25 protein-coding genes and 1 tRNA gene are annotated in these 23,172 nt (G+C 30.6%); 8 read left to right on the forward strand and 18 right to left on the reverse strand.

Annotated elements, in window-relative coordinates; genetic code table 11:
• Positions 1-46: 46 nt before the first annotated feature.
• On the forward strand, positions 47-1,231 hold the full coding sequence (locus tag SOI86_RS01620) for an alanine--glyoxylate aminotransferase family protein (protein WP_320681882.1): 1,185 nt from the start codon (positions 47-49) through the stop codon (positions 1,229-1,231).
• Here the strand turns inward: SOI86_RS01620 and SOI86_RS01625 are convergent.
• Entirely contained in the window at positions 1,206-1,721 is a 516-nt protein-coding gene (locus tag SOI86_RS01625; RefSeq protein ID WP_320681883.1) for a nucleoside deaminase, read from the reverse strand. The genes SOI86_RS01620 and SOI86_RS01625 overlap by 26 nt on opposite strands.
• 43 nt (positions 1,722-1,764) lie before the next feature.
• Here SOI86_RS01625 and SOI86_RS01630 point away from each other — a divergent pair, with 43 nt between their 5' ends.
• Complete coding sequence (locus SOI86_RS01630; RefSeq protein WP_320681884.1) at positions 1,765-3,159, forward strand: pyridoxal phosphate-dependent decarboxylase family protein; 1,395 nt, start codon at positions 1,765-1,767, stop codon at positions 3,157-3,159.
• The gene (locus tag SOI86_RS01635; RefSeq protein WP_320681885.1) at positions 3,156-3,293 is read left to right on the forward strand and encodes a hypothetical protein; all 138 of its coding nucleotides are present in this window, start codon (positions 3,156-3,158) and stop codon (positions 3,291-3,293) included. Before SOI86_RS01630 ends, SOI86_RS01635 begins: the two co-directional genes overlap by 4 nt.
• Here the strand turns inward: SOI86_RS01635 and SOI86_RS01640 are convergent.
• The 5 genes from SOI86_RS01640 to pyk are packed head-to-tail and all read right to left on the reverse strand — an operon-like array spanning position 3,286 to position 8,848.
• Positions 3,286-4,785 carry a GTP-binding protein gene (locus SOI86_RS01640; protein WP_320681886.1) on the reverse strand — a complete coding sequence of 500 codons (1,500 nt, stop codon included), beginning with the start codon at positions 4,783-4,785 and terminating at the stop codon, positions 3,286-3,288. The genes SOI86_RS01635 and SOI86_RS01640 overlap by 8 nt on opposite strands.
• A gap of 1 nt (position 4,786) precedes the next feature.
• Entirely contained in the window at positions 4,787-5,245 is a 459-nt protein-coding gene (lspA, locus tag SOI86_RS01645; protein ID WP_320681887.1) for a signal peptidase II, read from the reverse strand.
• Entirely contained in the window at positions 5,245-5,814 is a 570-nt protein-coding gene (locus tag SOI86_RS01650) for a biotin transporter BioY (protein WP_320681888.1), read from the reverse strand. Before SOI86_RS01650 ends, lspA begins: the two co-directional genes overlap by 1 nt.
• Before the next feature lie 15 nt (positions 5,815-5,829).
• A complete protein-coding gene (locus SOI86_RS01655; RefSeq protein ID WP_320681889.1) occupies positions 5,830-7,062 on the reverse strand; it encodes an ABC transporter permease in 1,233 nt (410 codons plus the stop codon).
• Entirely contained in the window at positions 7,055-8,848 is a 1,794-nt protein-coding gene (pyk, locus tag SOI86_RS01660) for a pyruvate kinase (protein ID WP_320681890.1), read from the reverse strand. The genes SOI86_RS01655 and pyk overlap by 8 nt, the downstream gene beginning before the upstream one ends.
• A 61-nt stretch (positions 8,849-8,909) precedes the next feature.
• On the opposite strand from pyk, the gene SOI86_RS01665 reads away from it, so the two are divergent.
• On the forward strand, positions 8,910-9,239 hold the full coding sequence (locus SOI86_RS01665) for a nucleoside triphosphate pyrophosphohydrolase family protein (RefSeq protein ID WP_320681891.1): 330 nt from the start codon (positions 8,910-8,912) through the stop codon (positions 9,237-9,239).
• Between the two features lie 2 nt (positions 9,240-9,241).
• On the opposite strand, the gene SOI86_RS01670 is transcribed toward SOI86_RS01665, so the two are convergent.
• From SOI86_RS01670 to ilvA, 3 genes are all read right to left on the reverse strand, one after another.
• A complete protein-coding gene (locus tag SOI86_RS01670; RefSeq protein ID WP_320682485.1) occupies positions 9,242-9,520 on the reverse strand; it encodes a YggT family protein in 279 nt (92 codons plus the stop codon).
• 39 nt (positions 9,521-9,559) lie between these two features.
• Complete coding sequence (gene scpB, locus SOI86_RS01675) at positions 9,560-10,057, reverse strand: SMC-Scp complex subunit ScpB (RefSeq protein ID WP_320682486.1); 498 nt, start codon at positions 10,055-10,057, stop codon at positions 9,560-9,562.
• Between the two features lie 75 nt (positions 10,058-10,132).
• Positions 10,133-11,674 (reverse strand): threonine ammonia-lyase, biosynthetic, encoded by a 1,542-nt coding sequence (ilvA, locus tag SOI86_RS01680; RefSeq protein ID WP_320681892.1) that lies wholly within the window; start codon positions 11,672-11,674, stop codon positions 10,133-10,135.
• Between the two features lie 116 nt (positions 11,675-11,790).
• Here ilvA and dxs point away from each other — a divergent pair, with 116 nt between their 5' ends.
• Positions 11,791-13,677, forward strand: a complete 1,887-nt coding sequence (gene dxs / locus SOI86_RS01685; RefSeq protein WP_320681893.1) for a 1-deoxy-D-xylulose-5-phosphate synthase — start codon at positions 11,791-11,793, stop codon at positions 13,675-13,677.
• Between the two features lie 23 nt (positions 13,678-13,700).
• Here the strand turns inward: dxs and psaK are convergent, their stop codons facing one another.
• From psaK to SOI86_RS01730, 9 genes are all read right to left on the reverse strand, one after another.
• Positions 13,701-13,961, reverse strand: a complete 261-nt coding sequence (psaK, locus tag SOI86_RS01690; protein ID WP_320681894.1) for a photosystem I reaction center subunit PsaK — start codon at positions 13,959-13,961, stop codon at positions 13,701-13,703.
• Positions 13,962-14,026: 65 nt separating this feature from the next.
• Positions 14,027-14,362: a DUF3593 domain-containing protein gene (locus tag SOI86_RS01695; RefSeq protein WP_320681895.1), complete on the reverse strand. Its 336-nt coding sequence runs from the start codon at positions 14,360-14,362 to the stop codon at positions 14,027-14,029.
• Positions 14,355-14,657, reverse strand: coding sequence for a DUF2499 domain-containing protein (locus SOI86_RS01700; protein ID WP_320681896.1), 303 nt, complete (start codon positions 14,655-14,657; stop codon positions 14,355-14,357). The genes SOI86_RS01695 and SOI86_RS01700 overlap by 8 nt, the downstream gene beginning before the upstream one ends.
• Positions 14,658-14,660: 3 nt before the next feature.
• The gene (locus SOI86_RS01705) at positions 14,661-15,194 is read right to left on the reverse strand and encodes a peroxiredoxin (protein WP_320681897.1); all 534 of its coding nucleotides are present in this window, start codon (positions 15,192-15,194) and stop codon (positions 14,661-14,663) included.
• A 5-nt stretch (positions 15,195-15,199) separates the two neighbouring features.
• The gene (gene rpmB / locus SOI86_RS01710) at positions 15,200-15,436 is read right to left on the reverse strand and encodes a 50S ribosomal protein L28 (RefSeq protein WP_025881448.1); all 237 of its coding nucleotides are present in this window, start codon (positions 15,434-15,436) and stop codon (positions 15,200-15,202) included.
• Between the two features lie 40 nt (positions 15,437-15,476).
• Positions 15,477-17,381, reverse strand: a complete 1,905-nt coding sequence (gene htpG / locus SOI86_RS01715) for a molecular chaperone HtpG (protein WP_320681898.1) — start codon at positions 17,379-17,381, stop codon at positions 15,477-15,479.
• A gap of 118 nt (positions 17,382-17,499) precedes the next feature.
• The gene (locus SOI86_RS01720) at positions 17,500-18,651 is read right to left on the reverse strand and encodes an ATP phosphoribosyltransferase regulatory subunit (RefSeq protein WP_320681899.1); all 1,152 of its coding nucleotides are present in this window, start codon (positions 18,649-18,651) and stop codon (positions 17,500-17,502) included.
• 18 nt (positions 18,652-18,669) lie between these two features.
• Positions 18,670-19,518 carry an inositol monophosphatase family protein gene (locus SOI86_RS01725; protein ID WP_320681900.1) on the reverse strand — a complete coding sequence of 283 codons (849 nt, stop codon included), beginning with the start codon at positions 19,516-19,518 and terminating at the stop codon, positions 18,670-18,672.
• Positions 19,519-19,523: 5 nt separating this feature from the next.
• Positions 19,524-19,898, reverse strand: coding sequence for a 2Fe-2S iron-sulfur cluster-binding protein (locus SOI86_RS01730; RefSeq protein WP_320681901.1), 375 nt, complete (start codon positions 19,896-19,898; stop codon positions 19,524-19,526).
• Positions 19,899-19,947: 49 nt separating this feature from the next.
• On the opposite strand from SOI86_RS01730, the gene SOI86_RS01735 reads away from it, so the two are divergent.
• The 3 genes from SOI86_RS01735 (at position 19,948) to SOI86_RS01745 (ending at position 23,154) form a co-directional block, all read left to right on the forward strand.
• Positions 19,948-20,034: transfer RNA gene (locus SOI86_RS01735), tRNA-Ser, on the forward strand.
• Positions 20,035-20,246: 212 nt separating this feature from the next.
• The gene (dnaK, locus tag SOI86_RS01740; RefSeq protein ID WP_320681902.1) at positions 20,247-22,244 is read left to right on the forward strand and encodes a molecular chaperone DnaK; all 1,998 of its coding nucleotides are present in this window, start codon (positions 20,247-20,249) and stop codon (positions 22,242-22,244) included.
• Complete coding sequence (locus SOI86_RS01745) at positions 22,195-23,154, forward strand: DnaJ C-terminal domain-containing protein (protein WP_320681903.1); 960 nt, start codon at positions 22,195-22,197, stop codon at positions 23,152-23,154. The genes dnaK and SOI86_RS01745 overlap by 50 nt, the downstream gene beginning before the upstream one ends.
• Positions 23,155-23,172: the final 18 nt, after the last annotated feature.

Raw genomic sequence — 23,172 nt, forward strand, 5'->3', positions numbered from 1 at the left:
TATGCGGCGATATTAGTCTAATTTAAAAGTAATTGAATGTAATGCTTTGACAGAGGCAAAACTTATTTCTGCTTTAAATGAAGAGAATTTATCTCATTTCTCAAAGACTTATGTTCCCTCTAGACTTTTATTAGGTCCCGGTCCTTCAAACGCGCATCCAGAAGTTTTAAACGCTCTTTCTCTAAATCCAATTGGTCATTTAGATGAAGCATATATTTCATTAATGTCTGATGTTCAGCAACTTCTAAGATATACCTGGCAATGCAATAATCGTCTTACTCTCCCAATGAGTGGTACTGGAAGTGCAGCTATGGAAGCTTCAATAGCAAATTTTATAGAGGAGGGAGAAAAAATTCTTATTGCCAAAAAAGGATATTTTGGAGACAGATTAGTTGATATGGCAAGTAGATATAAAGCTGATGTTTCCGTTATACATAAACCGTGGGGTGAGGCTTTTTCTTATGAAGAAATTAAGTATGAAATAGAGACTAAAAAACCTGCTATATTTGCTATCGTTCACGCCGAGACATCTAGTGGTGTTTTACAACCTCTTGATGGAATTGGAGATATATGTAGAAAAAATAACTGCTTGTTTCTTGTTGATGCAGTTACTTCACTTGGCGCTTTAGAACTATTAATAGATGAATGGAATATCGATTTAGCATATAGTTGCAGCCAGAAAGGATTAAGTTGCCCACCCGGATTAAGTCCTTTTACAATGAATAAAAGGGCTGAAGAAAAACTAAGTTCAAGAAAAACTAAAGTCCCAAACTGGTATTTAGATTTATCTCTTCTAAATAAATATTGGGGTTCTGACCGGGTTTATCATCATACAGCGCCCGTAAATATGAATTTTGCAATTCGCGAAGGTTTAAGATTAATTGCAAATGAGGGTTTAGAGAATGTTTGGATTAGGCATAATACTAATTCAAAGAAATTGTGGAATGGTTTAGAAAGTTTAGGCATGGAATTACATGTATCTAAGGACTATAGGTTGCCAACTCTCACAACCGTTAAGATTCCTCCAGCTGTTGATGGTGAAGGGTTTAGAAACCATCTTTTAAGAAATTTTGGTATAGAAATAGGAAATGGACTTGGAGAATTGTCGGGTAAGGTATGGCGTATAGGATTAATGGGCTACAACTCAAGTGAAGATAATGTAGACAGATTATTAAACCTTTTTGATACCGAGTTAAAGAAATTCTCTATTTTTGAGTCCTCAACTTTTTGAACCATAATTGTAAAATCTGTCTGCATTCATCTTCTAAAATTCCCCCTATAATTTCCATTTTGTGATGAGAACTTTTATGCTTTGATAAGTCTATTGAACCACCCAAACCACCTCTCTTCTTATCGTAAGCACCAAAAACAACTTTACCCATCCGCGCTTGGATCAATGCTGATGCACACATGGTACATGGTTCTAAATTTGAGATAATAGTACATTCATTAAATCTCCAATCATTTTTAATTAAAGATGCCTGTCTTAGTGCCATTATTTCAGCATGACCTAATGGGTCTTTATTAATAGTTCTCTTGTTAACTCCTCTTCCAATACATCTTCCTCGCTGATCTAAAATTACTGAAGAGATTGGTAATTCAACTTTTCCAATTTCTTCAGATCTTCTTATTATCAAATTCATCCAATTAAGATATTTTGAATTAATTGTTCTTTTTTTTTGATCTCTAATAGTATTTTCATTTTCAAAAATATATCTCATTTATCAATATTAAGAATAGACTTATTATTAGATATCTTATCTGATGGCTGAAGATTTAAATAATAATAAAGATATTTACTTCCCCTCGTATTTAGGGATGAATGATAATTTGATTACTCTTTTAAATAGAGCAACTCAAACTCTTTGTAACTGGTTTGCTAAAGCCGAAAAATATGGTCCTTTACCTTTTGATGAAAATTTTAAGTGTACTATGCCCGAGGAAGATGGTAATTCAGTAGATGATTTGTTTTCTGAGATCGACTCCCTTTTGAATAATTCATTTAATCCCGTTCATCCAGGATCACTTGCTCACCTAGACCCCCCGCCTTTGACTTTTTCTATTTTAGGAGATTTAATTGCTGCTGGTTTAAATAATAATCTGCTTGCCTACGAGTTATCTCCAAGTGTCACATTGCTTGAGGAATCATTATGCAAATGGTTTGCAAATAAAATTGGGTTTAATGATTTGTCAGGAGGGATAGCAGCTAGTGGAGGAACTTTAAGTAATTTGAATGCATTAATAGCCGCTAGACATAATGCAGGATTAGGTTCAGACCCTAATTCAGTCTTACTTGTTAGTGAAGATGCTCATTCTTCCTTTATCAAGTGCGCAAGAATTATGGGTCTTGATGAAAAAAATCTCATCTGGATTAATACTGATAATAATGGATGTATGGATATACAAAATCTTAGAAAAACGTTAGATAAATGTTTAATAGATAATAAAAAAATCTTTGCTATTGTTGCCACCTTAGGAACAACTGTAAGAGGAGCAATTGATCCTATTAAAGATATTAGTGAAATATGCAAAGAAAGAAGAATATGGTTACATATAGATGGTTCCATTGGAGGGATTTTTGCTATAACTTCTATACCTATAGAGGGTTTAAAATATATTAAACAAGCTAATTCCATAACAATTAATCCTCAAAAAATAATAGGTATTACAAAGACTTCCTCCCTGTTAATAGTTTCCAATATGCGTACTTTAGAAAATACTTTTTCTACTGGACTTCCGTACATATCATCTAAAGAAAAAACTATAAATAGAGGAGAAATTGGCATACAAGGTTCTAGACCAGCAGAAGTCATAAAACTCTGGCTTGGCTTAAAATTTTTAGGTCTGAAAGGAATAGAAGATATATTAAAATCATCAATAAAAAGAAAAGAAGTTTTTATAGATAATATTATTAAAAAAAATCAATTTGAAATATATTCTGGTCCTTTACATATCGTTTCATTTTTACCTAAAGGACTATCGCAAAAAGATTCAGATCTCTGGACTCAAAATAAAATTAATGAACTAATGAAAAATAATTTCATGCTTTCTAGACCGAAGTTTAAAGGAAAATATTTTTTAAGAGTCGTCATGGGAAACTACAATACAAATGAATCTCATATCGAAGAACTATTGAAATTTTTAAATGCATATCAATGAATATTGGAAGACCAAAAATTATTGCAATAGTTACAGGGGTTATATCTATAGCCATTTGTATTGCCTATTTACTCTTAATAACTATTTTTGATTTCAGAACTTATCTAAATGATCAATTATCAAATATTACTTAGGAAATGGAGGCAAACTTTTATTTGATTTAAAAAATTTTCTTATTTCTATTTTTGAAATGGCTTCTTTTAAAAATTTATTTAATATTTCCTCTCTCTTGCTTATTTTGTAGATCTTATCTACAACTTCTTGAATACCTCCATCGCCCCAATCTTGCCCATTTTTAAAATATTCAATCAAACTGAGTCCTACTATTTTTATTAACCAGCCTGCTGTAATTGATTGTATAGACTTTGAAATTATTATCTTAGTCAAACTTGTAGCTAAAGCAGGAGAAATAATAGCAAGTCCTCCTTTTAGTATGCCTAGTTTAGCCAAAGCACTTAGTAAAGATTTCGATAAATCTTTAGCATCTTTTTTAGTAAGTTTTATTTCATATATTTTTGATATTTCCATTATCATTTGGACATTCACTGAAGTAGTAGTTAAAAAATCAACCGCAGGTAATGGATTAACTAGTATTACTCCTCCTGTTATCCACATGTACTTATTAATTACTTTATTTGACATTAAATATCTTTGTTCTTGTATGAAATTTTTACTTTTAATACCTAATTTATTTGAGCGAAAAAGGATATTATCAGCCAATAACTCTTCCCCATTATTATCTAGCGTTTCTATTATTTCTCTAAATAAACTTCCTACATCTGGAACTAAATTTAAGGTATCTGATTTTATATAAGGTGAGGGTTGTGGTACTGCAATTGTTTGAACAACAGAAATTTTATTTTTTTTAGCAGAAGTAATAGAAATTATATTTTCTTTAATGAGGTTATTATCATCTCGAGACCTTAAATCACATTTATTAAGTACTATTATTATTTTTTTTCTTATTTTCAATAATTCTTTAATTAAATAGTTTTCATATTTATTTATATCTTGATCTAACACAAATAGAACTAAATCAGAATTTGATGCTTGTATTATTGTTGATTTTTCTCTTTCTTCTCCTAACTTTGATGGTTCAAATAATCCTGGAGTATCAATTATATTAATGTTTCTTTTTAAAATAGGAATACGAATTTTATAACTATTAATTTGCTTCGTTGTACCTATTTTTGCAGAAGTTCTTCCGACAATATTTTTTAATAGAGATCTTGCTATAGATGTTTTTCCTGAGGAACCTGCTCCAAAAAGAGTAACTTTATAATCACCCGTTCTTAATTGTGACTCTAGTTTATTTTTTTCATAATTTAACAATTCAACTTTTACTTTATCACTAATTTTTCTATTGATTTTTTCGATACCTTCTAAACTTATCTTGGCAGCTCCATATGTATTTTTAAAGGAAAGTCGATTATTATTTTTTTCGTATATAACTTTATAAACTATTTTTTTAAATAATTTTTTATCAACCCTATAAAAGGTATACATAATTATTGTTATAAATAATAGTGAATAAATATTTACTATTCTTATTAAGATAGAAAATAAAATATAAAGTAATAAAAAAAATATAAAATATTTTAAATATTTTAATTTTAAATAATTCATATTACCTATTATTTTTAAAAGTGCTATATAAAATAACTATAAAACCAATATTGATAGATATATCAGCAATATTAAATACTGGGAAATCTATTATGTTTAAATTTATAAAATCAATTACAAAACCCTTCAATATTCTATCTAAACCATTACCAACAGTACCTCCAAGAATAAGGCTGTAAGAGTAAAGATCTAAAGAATTTAAATTGTTTTTTATTAATATTAAATAAATAAGTATTATTGAAAAAATAATACTTATCATAGATAAAAATATTCTATTCCCACTGAATATATTAAATGCTGCTCCATAATTTTTTACAAAGTCTAATTTAAATAAAAATAAATCCTTATTTACAAATATTTTGTAGTTAAAAAACATTAAATATTTCGTAAATTGATCTATAAGAATTATAAAAATACTGAGAGAGAAAAAGTATAATTTTGGTTGAAGTTTATTAATCATTATTTGTTATATTTTAAATAACTTATAGGCTTTATAAGTAATATTAGTGGAATAAGCATTAATAAGTGATATCCAATTTTACCTATAGTGTATTTACCTAGATTGTATAAAAATATATTAAATTGACTGTATAATAGTAGATTAATAAGGTTATAAAATATTCCAGTTAAATGCATAACACTTATAGCTATAATTCCATTTATTAAAAAGTTTCCAATATTTATTTTATTCCTTTTGTTTAAATTATCAATTATTTTTATTAATGGATATGTTCCTAATAAATAACCAAAATTTGGAGTAAGCAAATACCCTATTGAACCTCCTTGATGAAATACTGGAGATATAAATAAACCTAAAATTATATAAATGGTAAATGCTCTAAAAACTACTTTCCTATCAAATATAAGTGTTAATAAAATTATAGTTGGAATTTGCCAGGTGATTGGCATATCTAAGGTTTTATTTGATTCATTAAAAAATGGCACTTTAATATAAACAGGAAGCATTGTAGATATTATTAATGATTGAAGACTAATCAATATCTCAATTAATTTATAAAAATTGAGCATGATTATAAATTCTTTTTACAAGCTTCTTAATGCAACAATTGGATCTAATTTGGAAGCTCTTTTTGCGGGTAAAACACCAAAGATTAAACCGATTGATCCCGAAATGATCATTGTGGATAAAGTTGTTGTTATTCCTACTGATGCAGGAAGTGGTGTTATTAGAGACAAAAGATAAACACCAGATAATCCGGTTGTTGTTCCTATTAATCCACCAATTGTAGATAAAATCAATGCCTCAATTAAAAATTGAATTAATATATCCGACTGTTTTGCTCCTATTGCTTTTCTAAGCCCTATTTCTTCAGTTCTTTCACTTACAGAAACGAGCATAATATTCATGATTCCTATACCTCCAACTACTAAAGATACTGCTCCAATACCTGCCAATAGAAATGTAAGCCCACTTGTTATGTTAGTTACTATGTTTAATGCATCTTCTTGTGATCTAACTGCAAAGTCATCATCTCTTATTATTTTATGTCTTTGCCTTAATAAATTAGTTATTTGAAATTTTGCAGCACTTGTTGCATTTTTATTTTTTGCTTCCACACTAATGAAGCTTAAACTTACTCCATATGTTGGATCCTTTCCCGTAATCCTATTAACCATTGTGGTCAATGGAATATAAGCATTTTTGTCTTGATTACTTCCAAAAACCGCTCCTTTTGGTTTTAATATTCCGATTATTTCATATGTATGATCTTTAATTCTGATTTTTTCCCCAAGTGAAGAAGATTTATCTTCGAACAATTCGTCTTTAAGATCAGGACCTATTACTACATAACTTCGAGCACTGTTAACATCAATTTTTGATATAAATCTACCCTTATCAATTTCAAAACTTCTAACATCAAGAAACTCAGGAGTAACTCCTGCAATTGATATATTTAAGCTCTTAGAATTTGATTGAACTATTTCGTTCGCAGAGATTTGTGGAGCAACTTTTTTAACCGTTGGCACTTGATTACTTATTGCAGTTGCATCTTCTAAAACTAAGTTTTTAGGAAATGAAATACCTCTTCTTCTGGTGTCATTATTTCCAGGAACAATAAATAAAACATTTGCACCTAAATTACTTAATTGGTTTTTAGCTAATGTTTGAGCTCCTCTCCCAAGCCCAACTAGTGTAATTACAGATGCATTTCCTATGATTATCCCAAGCATGGTTAAAGAACTTCTTAGTTTGTTTGAGACTAATGTTTTAGTCGCCATGCCTAAGGCTTCCTTTATTGAGATATTTCTAGACATATTTATATTTATCTACTGCTTCCTCATCATCTTCTATTTGTCCCATATAAATAACTCCTTCATTAAGCTGCAATGTTATTAGGTCACCATTATTAATTTGATTATCATCTATATTTTCTAAACTACAAATGGTAGAAATTTTTTTATTATTTTTATTAAATAAAGCATAGACATCATCTACTTTTTGATTAGTAACAATACCGCCAATATTTTTGCTTAGAGGAATATTGTCCATTAACTCTTCTGGAACAAATAATATTTCGCCTGGACAAATTAAGGACATATCTAAATTATTTTTAATTATTCTTGCTTTTCCTGTAACTCCAGTCTCACCTATAGAAATCCCTCTTGAAACAATCTTTCTTACTAATCCGACTTTTATTAAATCTGTAGAGCCGCTTATACCAGTTAGTGTGCCTGCAGTTTGAACAACTAAATCTCCTTGATTCAAAATACCCATTTCCTGAGCAATTTGCATAGCTATACTAAATGTTTTTGCTGTTCTTTCATCATTTTTTACTACTAATGGTGTAACTCCCCAAACCAGTTGTAGTCTTCTCGCTACACTCCTCTCTGTAGTAGTCGCCAAAATAGGAGTTGGCGGTCTAAATTTACTTACGTTTCTAGCTGTAGAACCAGATTTCGTTAAAGGAATTATGGCTCCAGCATCAAGTTGTCTGGCAATATTACTTACTGCAGCACTAATAGCATTTGGTATCGTACTAGGTAAGTGACTTTCTATAGCTTTAAGCGGATAATCCCTCTCAATTCTTCTTGCTATTGTTGCCATCGTTTGTACTGCCTCTACAGGATAATCCCCAACTGCCGTCTCATTTGAAAGCATTACTGCATCAGTTCCATCAAGTATTGCATTGGCAACATCGCTTACTTCCGCCCTAGTTGGTCTTGGATTAGAAGCCATGGAATCAAGCATTTGAGTTGCGGTAATTATTGGTATACCTAATGAATTAGCTTTTCTGATTAACTCTTTTTGTAAAAGTGGAACTTCTTCAGCGGGCATTTCTACTCCTAAATCCCCTCTGGCAACCATAACACCATCACATAATGGTAATACTGTATCAATCTGATCTATTGCTTCAAATTTCTCAATTTTTGCAACTACTGGTGTTGAATGCCCTTTTTTATTTATCAAATCTTTTATTTCGTTAATATCGGATGGATTTCTTACGAAACTTAGTGCAATCCAGTCAACACCTTCAGATAATCCGAATTCTAAATCCTCTTTGTCCTTTTCTGTTAATGCTTTAACAGATAATTGCACATCTGGGAAATTAACACCTTTATTATTTGATAGAACCCCACCTACAGTAACCAAACACTCTAAAAGATCAGCTTTGATATCAACTTTTTCAACAATCATTTCAATTTTACCATCATCTAATAGTATTCTTTTTCCTTCACTAACTTCTTGAGAAAGTTTATCGTAGGTAACATTCGCTATGGTTTTTGTACATTCAACTTCATTAGAAGTAAGTGTAAATTTATCCCCTTTTTTTACTTTGACTGGGCCATCTTTGAACCGTCCCAATCTAATTTTAGGTCCTTGTAGATCTTGAAGTATTCCAATATCAATATCTAATTTTTTTGATACCTCCCTAATAGTTTTAATTCTCTCTGCATGATCTTTATGATCTCCATGTGAGAAATTTAATCTGAATGTTGTTACTCCAGCCTTAATTAAATCTGTAATTATCTCTTCAGACTGAGTTGCAGGTCCAATAGTGGCTACTATTTTTGTTCTTCTTTTTAAATCAATATTCGACATATATAAATAATATTGCTAGATATAAATAAATTTACCATACCCAAAGTTAGTTGTTTAAGTCATGGATTTTAAAACTTATCAGAAAAAAGCAAGAGAAACAGCACAATATCCAAATTTAGGTTCAAATAATATTTATCCAACTCTTGGTTTAGTTGGAGAAGCAGGTGAGGTTGCAGAAAAAGTTAAAAAAGTAATTAGAGATAAAAATGGAATATTTGATGATGAATCAAAAATTGCTATAAAAAAAGAGTTAGGAGATGTTTTATGGTATATATCAAATCTTTGTACAGAATTAAATTTCAATTTGGATGATGTTGCATTGCAAAATCTAGAAAAATTAAGATCAAGAGCTGCTAAAGGTATGATAAAAGGGTCTGGTGACGATAGATAAATTTAGCTATAACCTAAGCTTGCATACTGGAGATTTGTAATTAAGCTTTGAATAACATTTAAAATTAGAAAAGCTAATAAAGATGAAATATCAAATCCGCCTATTGGAGGAATAATACCCCTAAAAATGTTTAAATAAGGATCTGTTATAGATGTTAAAGCAGATAAAATTCCGTTACTCCAATCGATACCTGGAAACCATGTAAGTAAAATTCTTATAATCAATATGAATGAATAAATCGATAATGTTTGACCCAGAACTGCTAAAATCTCAAATAACATCATTAATATTGTAATTTACATTATTTTAGCATTTACATATTATTGCTGCTTATTTTTACGGGTACCTATTCTTGAGAGATATTCATTACTCACAGCAAAAGTTTGAAAAAACTTTTCTGATAATGATAACCAATATGATCTACCATCTTTTTGCTTCCGTTTCACAATAAACTTCTTTTCTAATAATTCTTTAATATGGTCATAAGCTCCTGAACCTCGAAGAAGTATAAGATCCGATTGCAAGATCTTCTTTTTTATTGCAATAGTTGCCAATGTTCTTAATTCTGATGTTTTTAACTCAGAAGGAAGTAAGAAATCAACAAAATCATTAAGACTAGATTTAAGCTCGAGACAAAAACTATTATTTACTTCATTTAGTACAATTGCTGAATTTGGATTAGAATATTTACTTTTTAGATCTTTAATTGCATCATTTATTGAGTTGATATCAGAATTAGTAATTTCTGAGAGATCTTTTTTTGTTATCGGTCTGCCTTTCAAATAAAGTACCGCCTCAATTCTTGTGACTAAATCTATATCAGATAGTTGATTATTAATTAGATCAGATTGGTTGATTTTTAATACCGAAATCTTACCTAATTTACCTTATTTTTAACTTGATGCACCTAGGAATAATTTATATGTACGGTTTTTAGTTTCATCCCAATATTTATATCCTAAAAATTTTACAAATTTGTTCCACTCTTCAATTTCACTTTCATCGATCAAAACGCCTATAACAATTTTTCCTACATCAGCACCATAATTACGATAGTGAAATACACTTATTGACCAATTAGATTTCATATTATTTAAAAAATTTATTAAAGCTCCAGGTCTTTCTGGAAATTCAAATCTGTATAACAACTCTACAAAATTTCTATTATAAATTTCTTTAAAATTTTGTGGTAATCTTCCACCTACCATATGTCTGAGATGATTTTTAGATAATTCATCATCACTTATGTCAATAAAAGGGTACTGTGATTTTTTAAATTCATCTAATAAGTTTTTTTTATCAACTAATCCATAAACTTGAACCCCTATAAAGATCTGAGCATTTATAGAATTTGACATTCTATAACTAAATTCAGTTAAATTTCTATTATTAAGTAATCTACAAAAATCAATTAAACTTCCAGCTCGTTCAGGAATTTCAACAGCCATCATTACCTCTTTACATTCACCAAGCTCCGCTCTTTCTGCAACAAATCTAAGTCTTTCAAAGTTCATATTTGCACCACATGCAATTGCAACCATTTTTTTATTTAAATGTTTAGATTTTAAAATATCTTTTTTCATTCCAGCAATTGATAATGCTCCTGCTGGTTCTAATATTGATCTAGTGTCCTCAAAAATATCTTTTATTGCAGCACATATTTCATCTGTGTTAACCCTAATCATCTTATCTATGTATCTCCTTCCAATATCAAAAGTATTATTACCAACTTTTTTAACTGCAACTCCATCTGCAAACTGCCCTACCGATGATAATTCCACAATTTTTGATTCTTCTAAGGATTTTGACATGGCATCTGCGTCTTCAGGCTCCACCCCAATTATTTTTACTTCAGGCCATATTTTTTTAATGTATAAGGATATTCCTGATATCAATCCACCACCGCCAACAGCAATATAAATTGCATATGGTTTTTCGTTTAACTGTTGTTCAAGTTCAATAGCTATGGTTGCTTGTCCTGCTATGACATCTGGATCATCAAAAGGATGAATAAAACATAAATTTTTTTCCTGGCTAATCCTTATTGCCTCTTTATAAGTATCATCATAATTATCTCCAAATAATATTACTTTTGCTTTTAAATTTTTTACTGCATTTATTTTTACTAGTGGTGTTGTAATGGGCATTAATATGGTCGCTTGACAATTTAACTTAAGAGCACTTAATGCAACACCTTGAGCATGATTACCAGCACTAGAGGTAATCACCCCATGAGCAAGCTGTGATTTAGTGAGCTTACTCATTTTGTTATATGCACCTCTTATTTTGAATGAAAATACATCTTGAAGATCTTCTCTTTTTAAGAAAACTTCATTTTTTAGAGAATTACTTAAATTATGGGCTTTTTCTAGTGGTGTTTTCTTTGCTACTTCATAGACATCAGCTTGAAGTATCTTTTTAAAATAATCATTCATATTCATATTTTTAGCATTAATTATTAACCTAATAAAACATTACATGATCTATTTCAAAAAAAACACTCAAAGTGCACCTCGGCGTTTTAGATTATATATATAAATATTTTTATGTAATGCTTTTAAGTGAGTTAAGTCATCCTAATGATCTACATGGCTTAACAGTCTCACAATTAGAGGAAATTGCTTGTCAAATTAGAGAAAGACATCTTCAAGTAGTATCCACAAGTGGTGGACACCTTGGACCAGGATTAGGTGTAGTTGAATTGACATTGGCTTTATATCAAACGCTTGATCTTGATTTCGACAAGGTCGTTTGGGATGTTGGTCATCAGGGTTATCCCCATAAATTAATAACTGGTCGTTTTAATGAATTTGATTCTCTAAGACAAAAAAATGGTGTAGCAGGTTATCTCAAAAGAAGTGAAAGTAAATTTGACCATTTTGGAGCGGGTCACGCAAGCACATCTATATCAGCCGCATTAGGAATGGCAATAGCAAGAGATAGAAAAGGAGAAAATTATAAATGTGTTGCAGTTATTGGTGATGGAGCATTAACTGGCGGCATGGCTTTAGAAGCTATAAATCATGCAGGTCACTTACCAAATACTCCCTTGGTTGTAATACTAAATGACAATGATATGTCTATATCTCCTCCAGTTGGGGCTCTTTCCTCTTATTTAAATAAGGTTAGACTTAGTCCACCATTACAATTTTTATCAGATAGTGTACAAGAAAGTGTAAAAAATATTCCTCTAATTGGTAAGGATATTCCGGAAGAATTGAAAAATATTAAAGGAAGCGTGAGACGTCTAGCTGTACCAAAAGTTGGTGCTGTTTTTGAAGAACTTGGATTTACATATATGGGACCAATTGACGGCCATGATATTGGAAATTTAATTAATACATTTAATGCAGCACATAGACTTAAAAAACCTGTCCTTGTTCATGTTGTTACAACAAAAGGGAAAGGTTACCCTTATGCTGAAGCCGATCAAGTTGGGTACCATGCACAGTCTGCATTTGATCTTACTACTGGCAAATCCATACCATCAAAAAAGCCAAAGCCTGTAAGTTATAGTAAAATTTTCGGTCAGACCTTATTAAAAATATGTGAACAAGATAGCAAAGTCATAGGTATTACAGCGGCAATGGCTACTGGTACTGGATTAGATATATTGCAAAGAAATATCCCAGATCAATATGTTGATGTGGGAATAGCTGAGCAGCATGCAGTTACTCTTGCAGCAGGAATGTCATGCGATGGTCTAAAACCTGTAGTGGCGATTTATAGTACATTTCTTCAACGTGCATTTGATCAATTAATTCATGATGTAGGTATACAAAATTTACCTGTTTCATTTGTACTAGATAGGGCTGGGATAGTAGGTGCTGATGGTCCTACTCATCAAGGTCAGTATGATATTAGTTATATGCGGTCTATTCCTAATTTTGTCTTAATGGCACCAAAAGATGAGTCCGAATTGCAGAGAATGTTGGTTACATCAATTAATCATAAAGGACCTACAGCTCTTAGAATTCCAAGAGGTTCGGGTTTAGGTGTTGCGGTAATGGATGAGGGTTGGGAACCTTTGAATATAGGGGAAGCTGAAATAATAGAAAAAGGTGATGATGTATTGATCATTGCTTATGGCTCTATGGTTGCTTCAGCTATTGAAACATCAAAAATATTAAATGAAAATAAAATTAAATCATGCATTGTAAATGCAAGATTTGTAAAACCTATTGATAAAAACCTTATCATCCCTTTAGCAAGTAGGATTAAAAAAGTTGTAACTATGGAAGAAGGAACATTAATTGGTGGCTTTGGATCAGCGGTTGTTGAATTATTTAATGATAATGAAGTAAATATTCCTGTATACAGAATTGGAATACCAGATGTTTTAGTTGATCATGCTTCACCTGATCAGAGTAAAGAAAAATTAGGTCTTATGCCTGATCAGATGGCAGATAAAATTATTGAGAAATTTAAATTAAAATAATTAATACTTATTTTAATTAACTTCTATAAAACTCCACGTGATGCTAATCCAAGGATGGCTCCAATTCCAAATATGTGGCCTAAGCAATTAGCCCCAACAACTGAGGCATGACTTAAACCCCCATAGAATTTTGAATTAGGTATTTCAAAACCTTCATTAGGTTTTTGAATATTTGCTCTAGCTATTGCATAAGCAATACCATTACATGTAATCATTATCATGGCGCATTTTGGAGACCAAGAAAATGTTGCTGGATCTGCAGCTGCAAATAATGTAGTAAGCATAAAAATAAGTTATTTTTTATATTGTCTAATATTTTTTCCTAAAAAACACAAAATTGTTAAAGGTCTTAAGAGTTGTTTACTTCTAAATTATTTAACATCTTTATAAATCCAACTAATATAACAAAATCGCTTAGGGTTAAGAAAAACTCAGCGGTACCATGTAAAAAGTCAACCTCCACAAGGGTTTTATGGTAATAAGTTAATGAAAAAATAGATAAAATTATAGTTATAAATACAAAGAAAACTGTTAAAGAAAAGCCTATTTTTACAAATCTATTGATAAATTTAATTTTATATAAGTAAAACAAAAAAATTGAATATGGAATAATTGAAGCGGCAAATAATACTGTATTATCATAAGTTGCTAATTTTTCTAAAAACTTCAGAAATAAATCATTCATAAGTCCGCGATGTTTTGTAAATAACAATAATTGCAAGGGCCAATGTTGAATTACCTATAAAAGTCAAGATTCCTTGAAAAGTAACTAAACCATATAATGCTTCTTGATTATCGTAAATATGCCAGGTAATTGCGCACATGGCACTGATTAAATTTGGAATCATAGCTAGGCTTAACCAAAAAAATAAATTAAATTCTTTAAATGAAGAAATCTTATTTATGATAAAAATTGCAAAAATCCATTCAACTACTGAGGAGATATGTATTAACCATGTTCCAAATGAAAGTTCGTGCAAGATTTATATTTTTTTCTTTAATACGTTAAGTACTTCCTTAGCATGATTTAAAGGTAAAACACTTATCCATCTATAAGATATTTTCCCTTCTGGTGAAATCAAAAAAGTATTTCTATCAGATAATGGTGGAATCCAGGAACCATATTTATCACTAATAATTCCGTCAGGATCAGATAATAAAGTATAGTTTATGGATTTCTCGCTGCAGAAACTTTCATGAGAATCTTTATTATCAGCACTAATCCCAACAATTTCGGCATTATATTTTAAAAAATCTTTTTTTAATTCAGAAAAACCTTTAGCTTCAATAGTGCAACCTGCTGTAAAGTCTTTTGGATAAAAATACATAACAAGCCACTTATCTTGAAAATCATTTAATTCCCATATTTTTTTTGATTTTATGTTTTTATTAAAACCTTCTAATTTAAAGTTTGGAGCCATATCCCCTACTTCAGGAGCAAAGTCAAAAGCTATTGCTGAATTACAATTAAATAAAATAATGAATGGTATTACTATACTTAAAACTAAATTTCTCATCAAATTTAGAATTTTTTTAAATCAACTCCATTTGATTTAGCAAATTTATCTAATCCCACTTTTTGTATAGATTTTAGTGCTTTAGTACTAATTTTTATATTTACCCATTTTTTGCCTTCTTCCCACCAAAGTCTCCTTTTCTGGAGGTTAACTTGTTGCAATTTTTTTGTACGAATATGTGAGTGACTTACAGCCATCCCATTATTAGCTTTTGCTCCAGTAAGTTCGCAAACTCTTGACATATTTTTTTGAGTTATATCTGTAAAAATTTTAACACACGACTCAATTTGTTGAATTAAGTAATTCTGAAATCAGTTCGGCGTTATTATTTTGTAAATTAATAATCTGTTCTTGATCTAATCCACCAACAGATAGTTTAGCCATATCGTAAACATGATTTGCAATTTTAGATGCCAATGGATTTTCTATAGGGTCTTTTTTATCAATAATTATTTTATTGCTTGTAATTTTATTAAGACCAACAATAAGAGGATGTTCCTTATTAATTAAAAGCACATGATATTCAGGTAAGCCAGGCATCTTTTGTTCCATGTAAGCACCCATATCATTAATTCTTCTCATTTGCTCGGGAAGCAAGATCATAGCAGGTGGTGCACCTTTACTTGAAAGTGACTGAACTTTAACTGTTACTTTCTCATTGTTAAGTGCTTTTACAATCGTATCTCTAAGATTTTCTGTATTTGATTTGCCGTCCTTATCTACAATTTCTTTAGATTCTTTATCTTCTAGTTCATTTATTTCTGAATCAACTCTTTGAAACTGATAATCTTCGTTTTTACTTTCTAACCAAGGAAGAAATTGTGCATCAATTAAGGGATCTGATTTAATAACTTCTTTGTTATCAGATAAGCAGATATTTAATGCGCTTGACTGAGCAATCGAATCTGAACAGTAAATTATTTTTTTAGAATCAGTTATCTTATTTCGTTCTTTATAATTTGCCAGAGTTGTGAAATATTTATCATTGGATTTGATAAGCGACTTATTTTCAATATCTTTAGTTACGTCTTTCTCCGAATTTATGATTGTTTCAAAAATTATACTGTTATTTACTAAATCAGCAAATTTTTCATCTTCGATAGCACCTATTTTAATAAAAGCAGAGATAGAATCCCAGATTTCTGCATAAAATTCTGGAGAATTCTTTATCAAATCCTTCAATTTATTGGCAATTTTTTTTGAAATAAATGATGATATAGATCTTACTTTTCTATCTGTTTGTAATGCGCTTCTACTAACATTTAATGGTATATCTGTAGAGTCAATTACTCCTCTTAGAGGTAATAGATATTTTGGTACAATCTCTTTAATTGAATCGCTTACGAATACTTGATTACAAAATAGTTTAATCTCTCCCTTTTCCCAATCAGCTCTACCAGATAACTTAGGGAAATACAATATCCCTTGTATGTCATATGGATAATCAGTATTTAGATGAATCCATAATAGAGGATCTCCCTGAAAAGGATAAAGGTATTTATATAACTCAATATAATCTTCATCTTTTAATTCACTAGGTTGTTTTCTCCAGGGAGGATTTTTCTTATTAATTGTCTCACCTTCTAATAAGACATCTATTGGCATAAAATCACAATATTTTTTTATTAATGATTTAATCCTTTCAGGCTCAATAAACTCTTTTTCTTCGTCAAGTAGGTGAAGTATCACATCTGTACCAATTGTCTCTCTTTCTGACTCCTCTAACGTGAAATTTGGCGATCCATCACAAGACCATTTGAAAGCTTTTGATTCTCCAATTGCTGATTTAGTTAATATATCAACTCTATCTGCGACCATGAAACTTGAATAAAAACCAAGTCCAAAATGGCCTATAAATTCATCATTATCTTTTTTGTATTTTGTTAGAAATTCTTCTGCGCTAGAAAATGCTACTTGATTTATGTACCTCTTAATTTCTTTATCGTTCATTCCAATTCCATTATCAGAAATCGTTAGAGTATTTTTTTCACGATCAATAGATATTTTTACTTTAGCTTCTTCAGTATTTTCGCAGTCGCCTGCCATAGATGCCATTCTTCGTTTACTTATTGCGTCAACACCATTACTAACAAGTTCTCTTAAAAAGATTTCATGGTCAGAATAAACTGCCTTCTTGATAATTGGGAAAATATTTTCGGTATTAATTCGGATTTCGCCTTTTTCCATTTAAAAAAAATCAAACATATTAAATCCTATTTCCTAAAAACTAGTTAATCAAGTTTAATTAGGAGTATTGTCCGAACAATATATGAATTTAAAAACCTAAATATACTTTTAAAAGGTTTTATTTAAGCCACAAAATCTCAGTACAGTTATTTTCTTTCATTATTTGATTAGCTTTAGCTATGTCATCACAAGGATTTAAATGTAAGACGGCAATATTTCCTCTTTTCTGTAGTTCTTTTTGCTCATTCATACCTTTTTCTAATAAAAAGTAATCTTTAAACATTAATAAAATCTTTTTCTTATCTGAATTTTCTTCCTTAATTAAATTTCTTAATGTATCTATTGAGATTGTAAATCCAATTCCATTTAATATTTTCTCATTAGGACTAAAGAATCTTACTAGTTCATCATATCTTCCACCTTTAGCTATAACGTTTTTATTATTTCCAATATTCCCTATAAGTTGAAAAACTATACCTTCGTATAAATTCAAGTGAGGTTGAAAAGTGGGATCAAGTTGTAATTTAACACCATATTTATTTGATATTTTTGATAATGTTTCAAATAAAAAATTTAGGTCATCTAATATTTCACTAGTGCCATATATACTTTTCAATTTATTTAATATTGAAATTGGTTCTCCTCTTGTGAATAATAAATCTTTAAGAATATATTTATCATCATCATCTATCCCTAATTTAGATAATTTATCTTGATCAAAGTTAACCAGACTTTTCTTGATTTCTTCAAAATTATTATTCTTATATTTATTCAAGATCAAGTCCATTATTTTTGTTGTGCTTACAAGTAGACATAACTTACAACCTTCCTTCAAATTAATATTGTCTATTGCATCAAACAAAATATTAATAACTTCAATTTCTGGGTATTTTGTATCATATCCAATTAATTCAATTCCACTGTGCAATTTCTCTTGCAGCTTAAATGAATTTTTATTATTTTGTTTCTTATCAAAAACCATTCCATTGGTGAATAATCTTATTGGTCTTTTCTTATTAATTAATCTAGTAGAAGATAATTTGACAATAGATGTTGTCATTTCTGGCCTAAGACATAATGAATTATTACTTACTATTCCAACAACTTCATTTTCTTCAATAACCCCACGACCTTTTATCGTTTCCAAAGTGTTTATAAATGATGGTGAGACTTCCTCATAACCCCATAGTTTATAAATATTATTTAAATTATTTATGATATTAGAGTTATTCCTTACATCTACTAATTTAATTTCTTTTATTTCAGTCATTTTAATATCTAATGGTTTTTAAGTATAAAGATTTTTATTAAATGGAGAAACTTTTTCTATTTCTTTTTTAAATTCATCCTCAAGGCAGGGGGGGCATGCAAGAATTCTTCCTGAATTTAAATTAAATTCGCCAGTTGGATAATCCGAAATAATTCCACCTGCCTCTTTAACAATAATAGCACCGGCCGCCAGGTCCCAAACCTCTAATCCCCTTTCCCAGTATCCATCTACCTTTCCTGCAGCAACAAATGCAAGATCAACTGCCGCTGCTCCTCCTCTTCTGACTCCTCTTGTTTTATGTGTTAAGTAACAAAACTCAGCATAATTATTATCCTCTGTCTCAAACCTGTCATAAGAAAAACCAGTAACAAGTAAACTATCAGAAAGAGTATTAGGTTTAGATACTTTAATTTCAGTATCATTGCAGAAAGATCCCAAACCTATACAGGCCGAATAGAGTTCATCTAAATATGGTACTGATATAGCTCCTATAATTGGCTTATTTTTATATACAAGACCAATAGAGGTTCCAAAAAAAGGATATCCATGGGAATAATTAGTTGTACCGTCTAATGGGTCTATTAACCATGTTAAATCTGAGGATTTATTTAATTTTCCAGATTCCTCTGCATGTATAGATATGTTTGGTGTTTCTTTAACTAAATATTCTTTTATTTTATTTTCAACTTCTAAATCTACATTGGTTACAAGATCACCTTTCCTACCTTTAGATGATATTTTTTGAATTTTATTGTAATTAATTTTTAAAATCTCATTCCCAATTTGAGCAGATTTTTTGGCTATTTCGTACAACCTAGGTAAGGGTAACTTATTTTCTAGTTCCTTAATATCAATTAGTTTAAACATGATATTTAATCTTCCTCGAACTCCCAGGGTGGAGCGACTCTTGTATTTCCCCTTCCAAAATATTGTCCAAATTGCAAATCATAAACTTCATCTTCGTAGGTTGTTTCTAACTCGAGATCTGAAGTGGCTTTAGCAACACAAAGCAGTGCATAACCTTTGTCTTTTAAGGCTTGGGATACACCCATGGCTTCAGTTTGTTGCAACGTACCAGATATTATTCTAACTGCACAACTTGTACAACAACCATTTCTACATGAAAATGAAAGGTTGAAGCCTTTCTTTTCAAATTCCTTAAGAATATATTGATCACTATTAACCTGCTCTCGGTAAACCTTTCCGGTTTCCTTATTTTTAATTGTGACTGTGAAAGTCTTGTTCAAATAACTTTCCTCAAAAATGGGATGATAAAGGTTTAAAATATGTGTCTTGGGAGAGGTGGCCGAGTGGTTGAAGGCGCAGCACTGGAAATGCTGTATAGGGGCAACTTTATCGAGGGTTCGAATCCCTCTCTCTCCGTTTTATATTAATTGATTTTGGTCAATTACATCAACAGCTTTGCATGTAAAGGATTTTTTAAAATAAATAGTAATAAGTTTGACAATTTATAAATAATCTTATTTATTTAAAAAAAGTTGAAAAAATTTGATTTTTACTATTATATGTAAATATCAAAGATAATAATTGATTAAATTATTAGTAAGTTTTGCTTAATTTAGCAATCTAAAATCATGGGGCAAATAGTTGGAATTGATTTAGGTACTACTAACTCTGTTGTAGGAGTTATAGAAGCTGGTCGTCCAATTGTAATTGCAAATTCTGAAGGTTCTAGAACTACTCCTTCAATAGTTGGTTTTACAAAAGACAAGGAAATTGTAATTGGTGATCAAGCAAGAAGACAGCTTGTTTTAAATCCTAAAAATACCTTTTATAACTTAAAAAGATTTATTGGTAGCGAATGGGATGAACTAGATGAGACAAGTATTTCTGTTCCTTATAATGTCAAAGCAAATAATACTGGAAGTGTTAGAATTCTTAGTCCAAATACTGAAAGAGAATATGCTCCTGAAGAGTTAGTTAGCTCATTAATCAGAAAGTTAGTTAATGATGCTGAAACATATCTTGGAGATACTGTTGACTCCGCTGTTATTACAGTTCCTGCATATTTTAATGAATCTCAAAGGCAAGCCACAAAGGATTCTGCAATATTAGCTGGTATTAAAGTAGATAGAATCCTAAATGAACCTACTGCAGCTGCCCTAGCCTATGGTTTTGAAAAAAGTTCCTCTAATAATGTTTTGGTTTTTGATTTAGGGGGAGGAACATTTGATGTTTCATTATTAAAAATTTCTAATGGTGTATTTGATGTAAAAGCAACCTGTGGAGATACACAATTAGGTGGAAACAATTTTGACTCCAAAATAGTTGATTGGCTTGCTGAGAAATTTCTTGCCAAACATAATATTGATCTTAGAAGGGATAGGCAAGCATTGCAGAGATTAACCGAAGCTGCTGAAAAAGCTAAATGTGAATTGTCAGGATTATTAAAAACAAAAATATCATTACCATTTATTACAACAAATAAAGATGGCCCATTACATATTGAGGAGAGTTTTGATAGAAAAAAATTTGAATCATTATCCCAAGACCTACTAGACAGATTATTAGAGCCAGTGCAAATAGCCTTAGATGACTCTGGATGGAATTCAGAAGATATAGATGAGGTAGTTCTTGTTGGTGGCAGTACAAGAATCCCAATGGTCCAACAATTAGTCAAGACTCTCGTTCCTAATAATCCCTGTCAATCTGTAAATCCAGATGAGGTCGTTGCAATTGGTGCTGCGATACAATCTGGAATAATAAGTGGTGATTTACAGGATCTTCTGCTAAATGATGTAACACCCTTATCTTTAGGTCTAGAAACTATTGGTGGTCTTATGAAGGTACTTATTCCACGTAATACACCAATTCCAGTAAGACAATCTGATGTATTTAGTACATCAGAAGCTAATCAATCTTCAGTAGTTGTTCAAGTAAGGCAAGGTGAAAGACCATTGGCTTCTGAAAATAAATCATTAGGTAAATTTAGGTTATCTGGAATACCGCCCGCACCCAGAGGAATACCTCAAGTTCAAGTAGCATTTGATATTGATGCAAATGGACTATTAGAAGTTAGTGCAACTGATAGAACAACTGGAAGAAAGCAAACAGTTACAATTTCTGGAGGCTCTAATTTAAATGAACAAGAAATTAATTCGATAATTGAAGAAGCTAAATCAAAAGCCAATGAAGATCGAAAGAAAAGATCTGTCATAGATAGAAAAAATAATGCTTTAACTCTTATTGCTCAAGCTGAGAGAAGGCTTAGAGATGCTTCTTTAGAGTTTGGACCTTATGGAGCCGAGAGGCAACAACGAGCTGTTGAATTGGCTATTCAAGATGTTGAAGAATATATAGACGATGATGATCCTCAAGAATTGGAAATTTCAGTAAGTGCTCTCCAAGAAGCATTATTTGGTTTAAACAGAAAATTTGCTGCAGAAAGGAAAACTGATAATAATCCGTTACAGGGTATAAAAAATACATTTGGATCATTAAAGGATGAACTTTTTTCTGATGATTATTGGGATGATGATCCTTGGGATAATCAAATGAATAGAAATTATAGAAATTCGAGGTATGGTAATTCTAGGGATGATGATCCATGGGACAATGACTATTTCCTCTAAAAAAGACTATTTGTCAATTTTGGGTTTATCCCATGATTTCGACGAAAAAGAACTTAAAAAGGCCTTTCGTAGAGAAGCAAGAAAATGGCATCCAGATCTAAATAAAAATGATCTAAATGCTGAAGAAAGATTTAAATTAATTAACGAAGCATACGAATACTTTCGTAATCCAAATAAAAGAAATCAATTATCGGATATAAATAATCAGCAAAACTACGAAGACAATAATTTCAAGACAGGTTTTCCAGATTTTCAAGATTATCTTGATTCATTATTTGGATATGAATACAACTCAATCAATTACGATGAAAACATTAATGAATCATTTGATCATGAATCAATAAATATAGATAATGAAGAATTCAATAATTATGAATACCCTACGACATCTCCAGAAGAACCACCTCCAGTTAAACTTCATCAAGATATTGAGACTATTATCGAATTGACTCCTGATGAGGCCTTAAATGGAGCCTCAATTTTAATTGAACTTGAAGATCAAACTGTCGTAGAAGTTGATACGCCGCCCTTCGCTGGAGATGGATGGAGATTAAGACTTGAAAATATTGCGAGGGGTGGAAAAGATCATTATCTACAGTTAAAAGTTCAAACGGAAAGTGGTCTAAGAATAGATGGTTTGAGAGTTCATTATAAATTAGAGTTATTTCCTCATGATGCTCTTCTTGGTTGTGCAGTGGAGGTTCCTACTCTTGATGGAAATGTAACCCTTCAAGTACCTCCTAAATCATCTACTGGAAGAATGTTACGTTTGAAGGGCAGAGGTCTAATATTTGAAGATAATGTTGGCGATCAATATGTTGAAATCTTGGTTGTAATTCCTGCAGATATTAATGATGAAGAAATTGCTTTATATACAAGGTTACAAGAATTATCACTTTCAGAGTCTTAATCAAATAATATATAAAAA

This window comes from Prochlorococcus sp. MIT 1314 (genome assembly GCF_034093315.1).
Lineage (GTDB): Bacteria > Cyanobacteriota > Cyanobacteriia > PCC-6307 > Cyanobiaceae > Prochlorococcus_A > Prochlorococcus_A marinus_Y.

Bases quoted from the DNA above. Each gene is read 5' to 3' on its own strand.
- SOI86_RS01670 (WP_320682485.1), bottom strand. From the start codon at position 9,520: ATGTTATTTGAGATTTTAGCAGTTCTGGGTCAAACATTATCGATTTAT.
- lspA (WP_320681887.1), bottom strand. From the start codon at position 5,245: ATGATTAATAAACTTCAACCAAAATTATACTTTTTCTCTCTCAGTATT.
- ilvA (WP_320681892.1), bottom strand. From the start codon at position 11,674: ATGAATGATTATTTTAAAAAGATACTTCAAGCTGATGTCTATGAAGTA.
- SOI86_RS01635 (WP_320681885.1), top strand. From the start codon at position 3,156: ATGAATATTGGAAGACCAAAAATTATTGCAATAGTTACAGGGGTTATA.
- dnaK (WP_320681902.1), top strand. From the start codon at position 20,247: ATGGGGCAAATAGTTGGAATTGATTTAGGTACTACTAACTCTGTTGTA.
- SOI86_RS01640 (WP_320681886.1), bottom strand. From the start codon at position 4,785: ATGAATTATTTAAAATTAAAATATTTAAAATATTTTATATTTTTTTTA.
- psaK (WP_320681894.1), bottom strand. From the start codon at position 13,961: ATGCTTACTACATTATTTGCAGCTGCAGATCCAGCAACATTTTCTTGG.
- SOI86_RS01665 (WP_320681891.1), top strand. From the start codon at position 8,910: ATGGATTTTAAAACTTATCAGAAAAAAGCAAGAGAAACAGCACAATAT.
- SOI86_RS01720 (WP_320681899.1), bottom strand. From the start codon at position 18,651: ATGACTGAAATAAAAGAAATTAAATTAGTAGATGTAAGGAATAACTCT.
- SOI86_RS01745 (WP_320681903.1), top strand. From the start codon at position 22,195: ATGGTAATTCTAGGGATGATGATCCATGGGACAATGACTATTTCCTCT.
- SOI86_RS01630 (WP_320681884.1), top strand. From the start codon at position 1,765: ATGGCTGAAGATTTAAATAATAATAAAGATATTTACTTCCCCTCGTAT.
- SOI86_RS01695 (WP_320681895.1), bottom strand. From the start codon at position 14,362: ATGAATGATTTATTTCTGAAGTTTTTAGAAAAATTAGCAACTTATGAT.
- SOI86_RS01655 (WP_320681889.1), bottom strand. From the start codon at position 7,062: ATGTCTAGAAATATCTCAATAAAGGAAGCCTTAGGCATGGCGACTAAA.
- SOI86_RS01725 (WP_320681900.1), bottom strand. From the start codon at position 19,518: ATGTTTAAACTAATTGATATTAAGGAACTAGAAAATAAGTTACCCTTA.
- htpG (WP_320681898.1), bottom strand. From the start codon at position 17,381: ATGGAAAAAGGCGAAATCCGAATTAATACCGAAAATATTTTCCCAATT.
- dxs (WP_320681893.1), top strand. From the start codon at position 11,791: ATGCTTTTAAGTGAGTTAAGTCATCCTAATGATCTACATGGCTTAACA.
- rpmB (WP_025881448.1), bottom strand. From the start codon at position 15,436: ATGTCAAGAGTTTGCGAACTTACTGGAGCAAAAGCTAATAATGGGATG.
- pyk (WP_320681890.1), bottom strand. From the start codon at position 8,848: ATGTCGAATATTGATTTAAAAAGAAGAACAAAAATAGTAGCCACTATT.
- SOI86_RS01705 (WP_320681897.1), bottom strand. From the start codon at position 15,194: ATGAGAAATTTAGTTTTAAGTATAGTAATACCATTCATTATTTTATTT.
- SOI86_RS01650 (WP_320681888.1), bottom strand. From the start codon at position 5,814: ATGCTCAATTTTTATAAATTAATTGAGATATTGATTAGTCTTCAATCA.
- SOI86_RS01625 (WP_320681883.1), bottom strand. From the start codon at position 1,721: ATGAGATATATTTTTGAAAATGAAAATACTATTAGAGATCAAAAAAAA.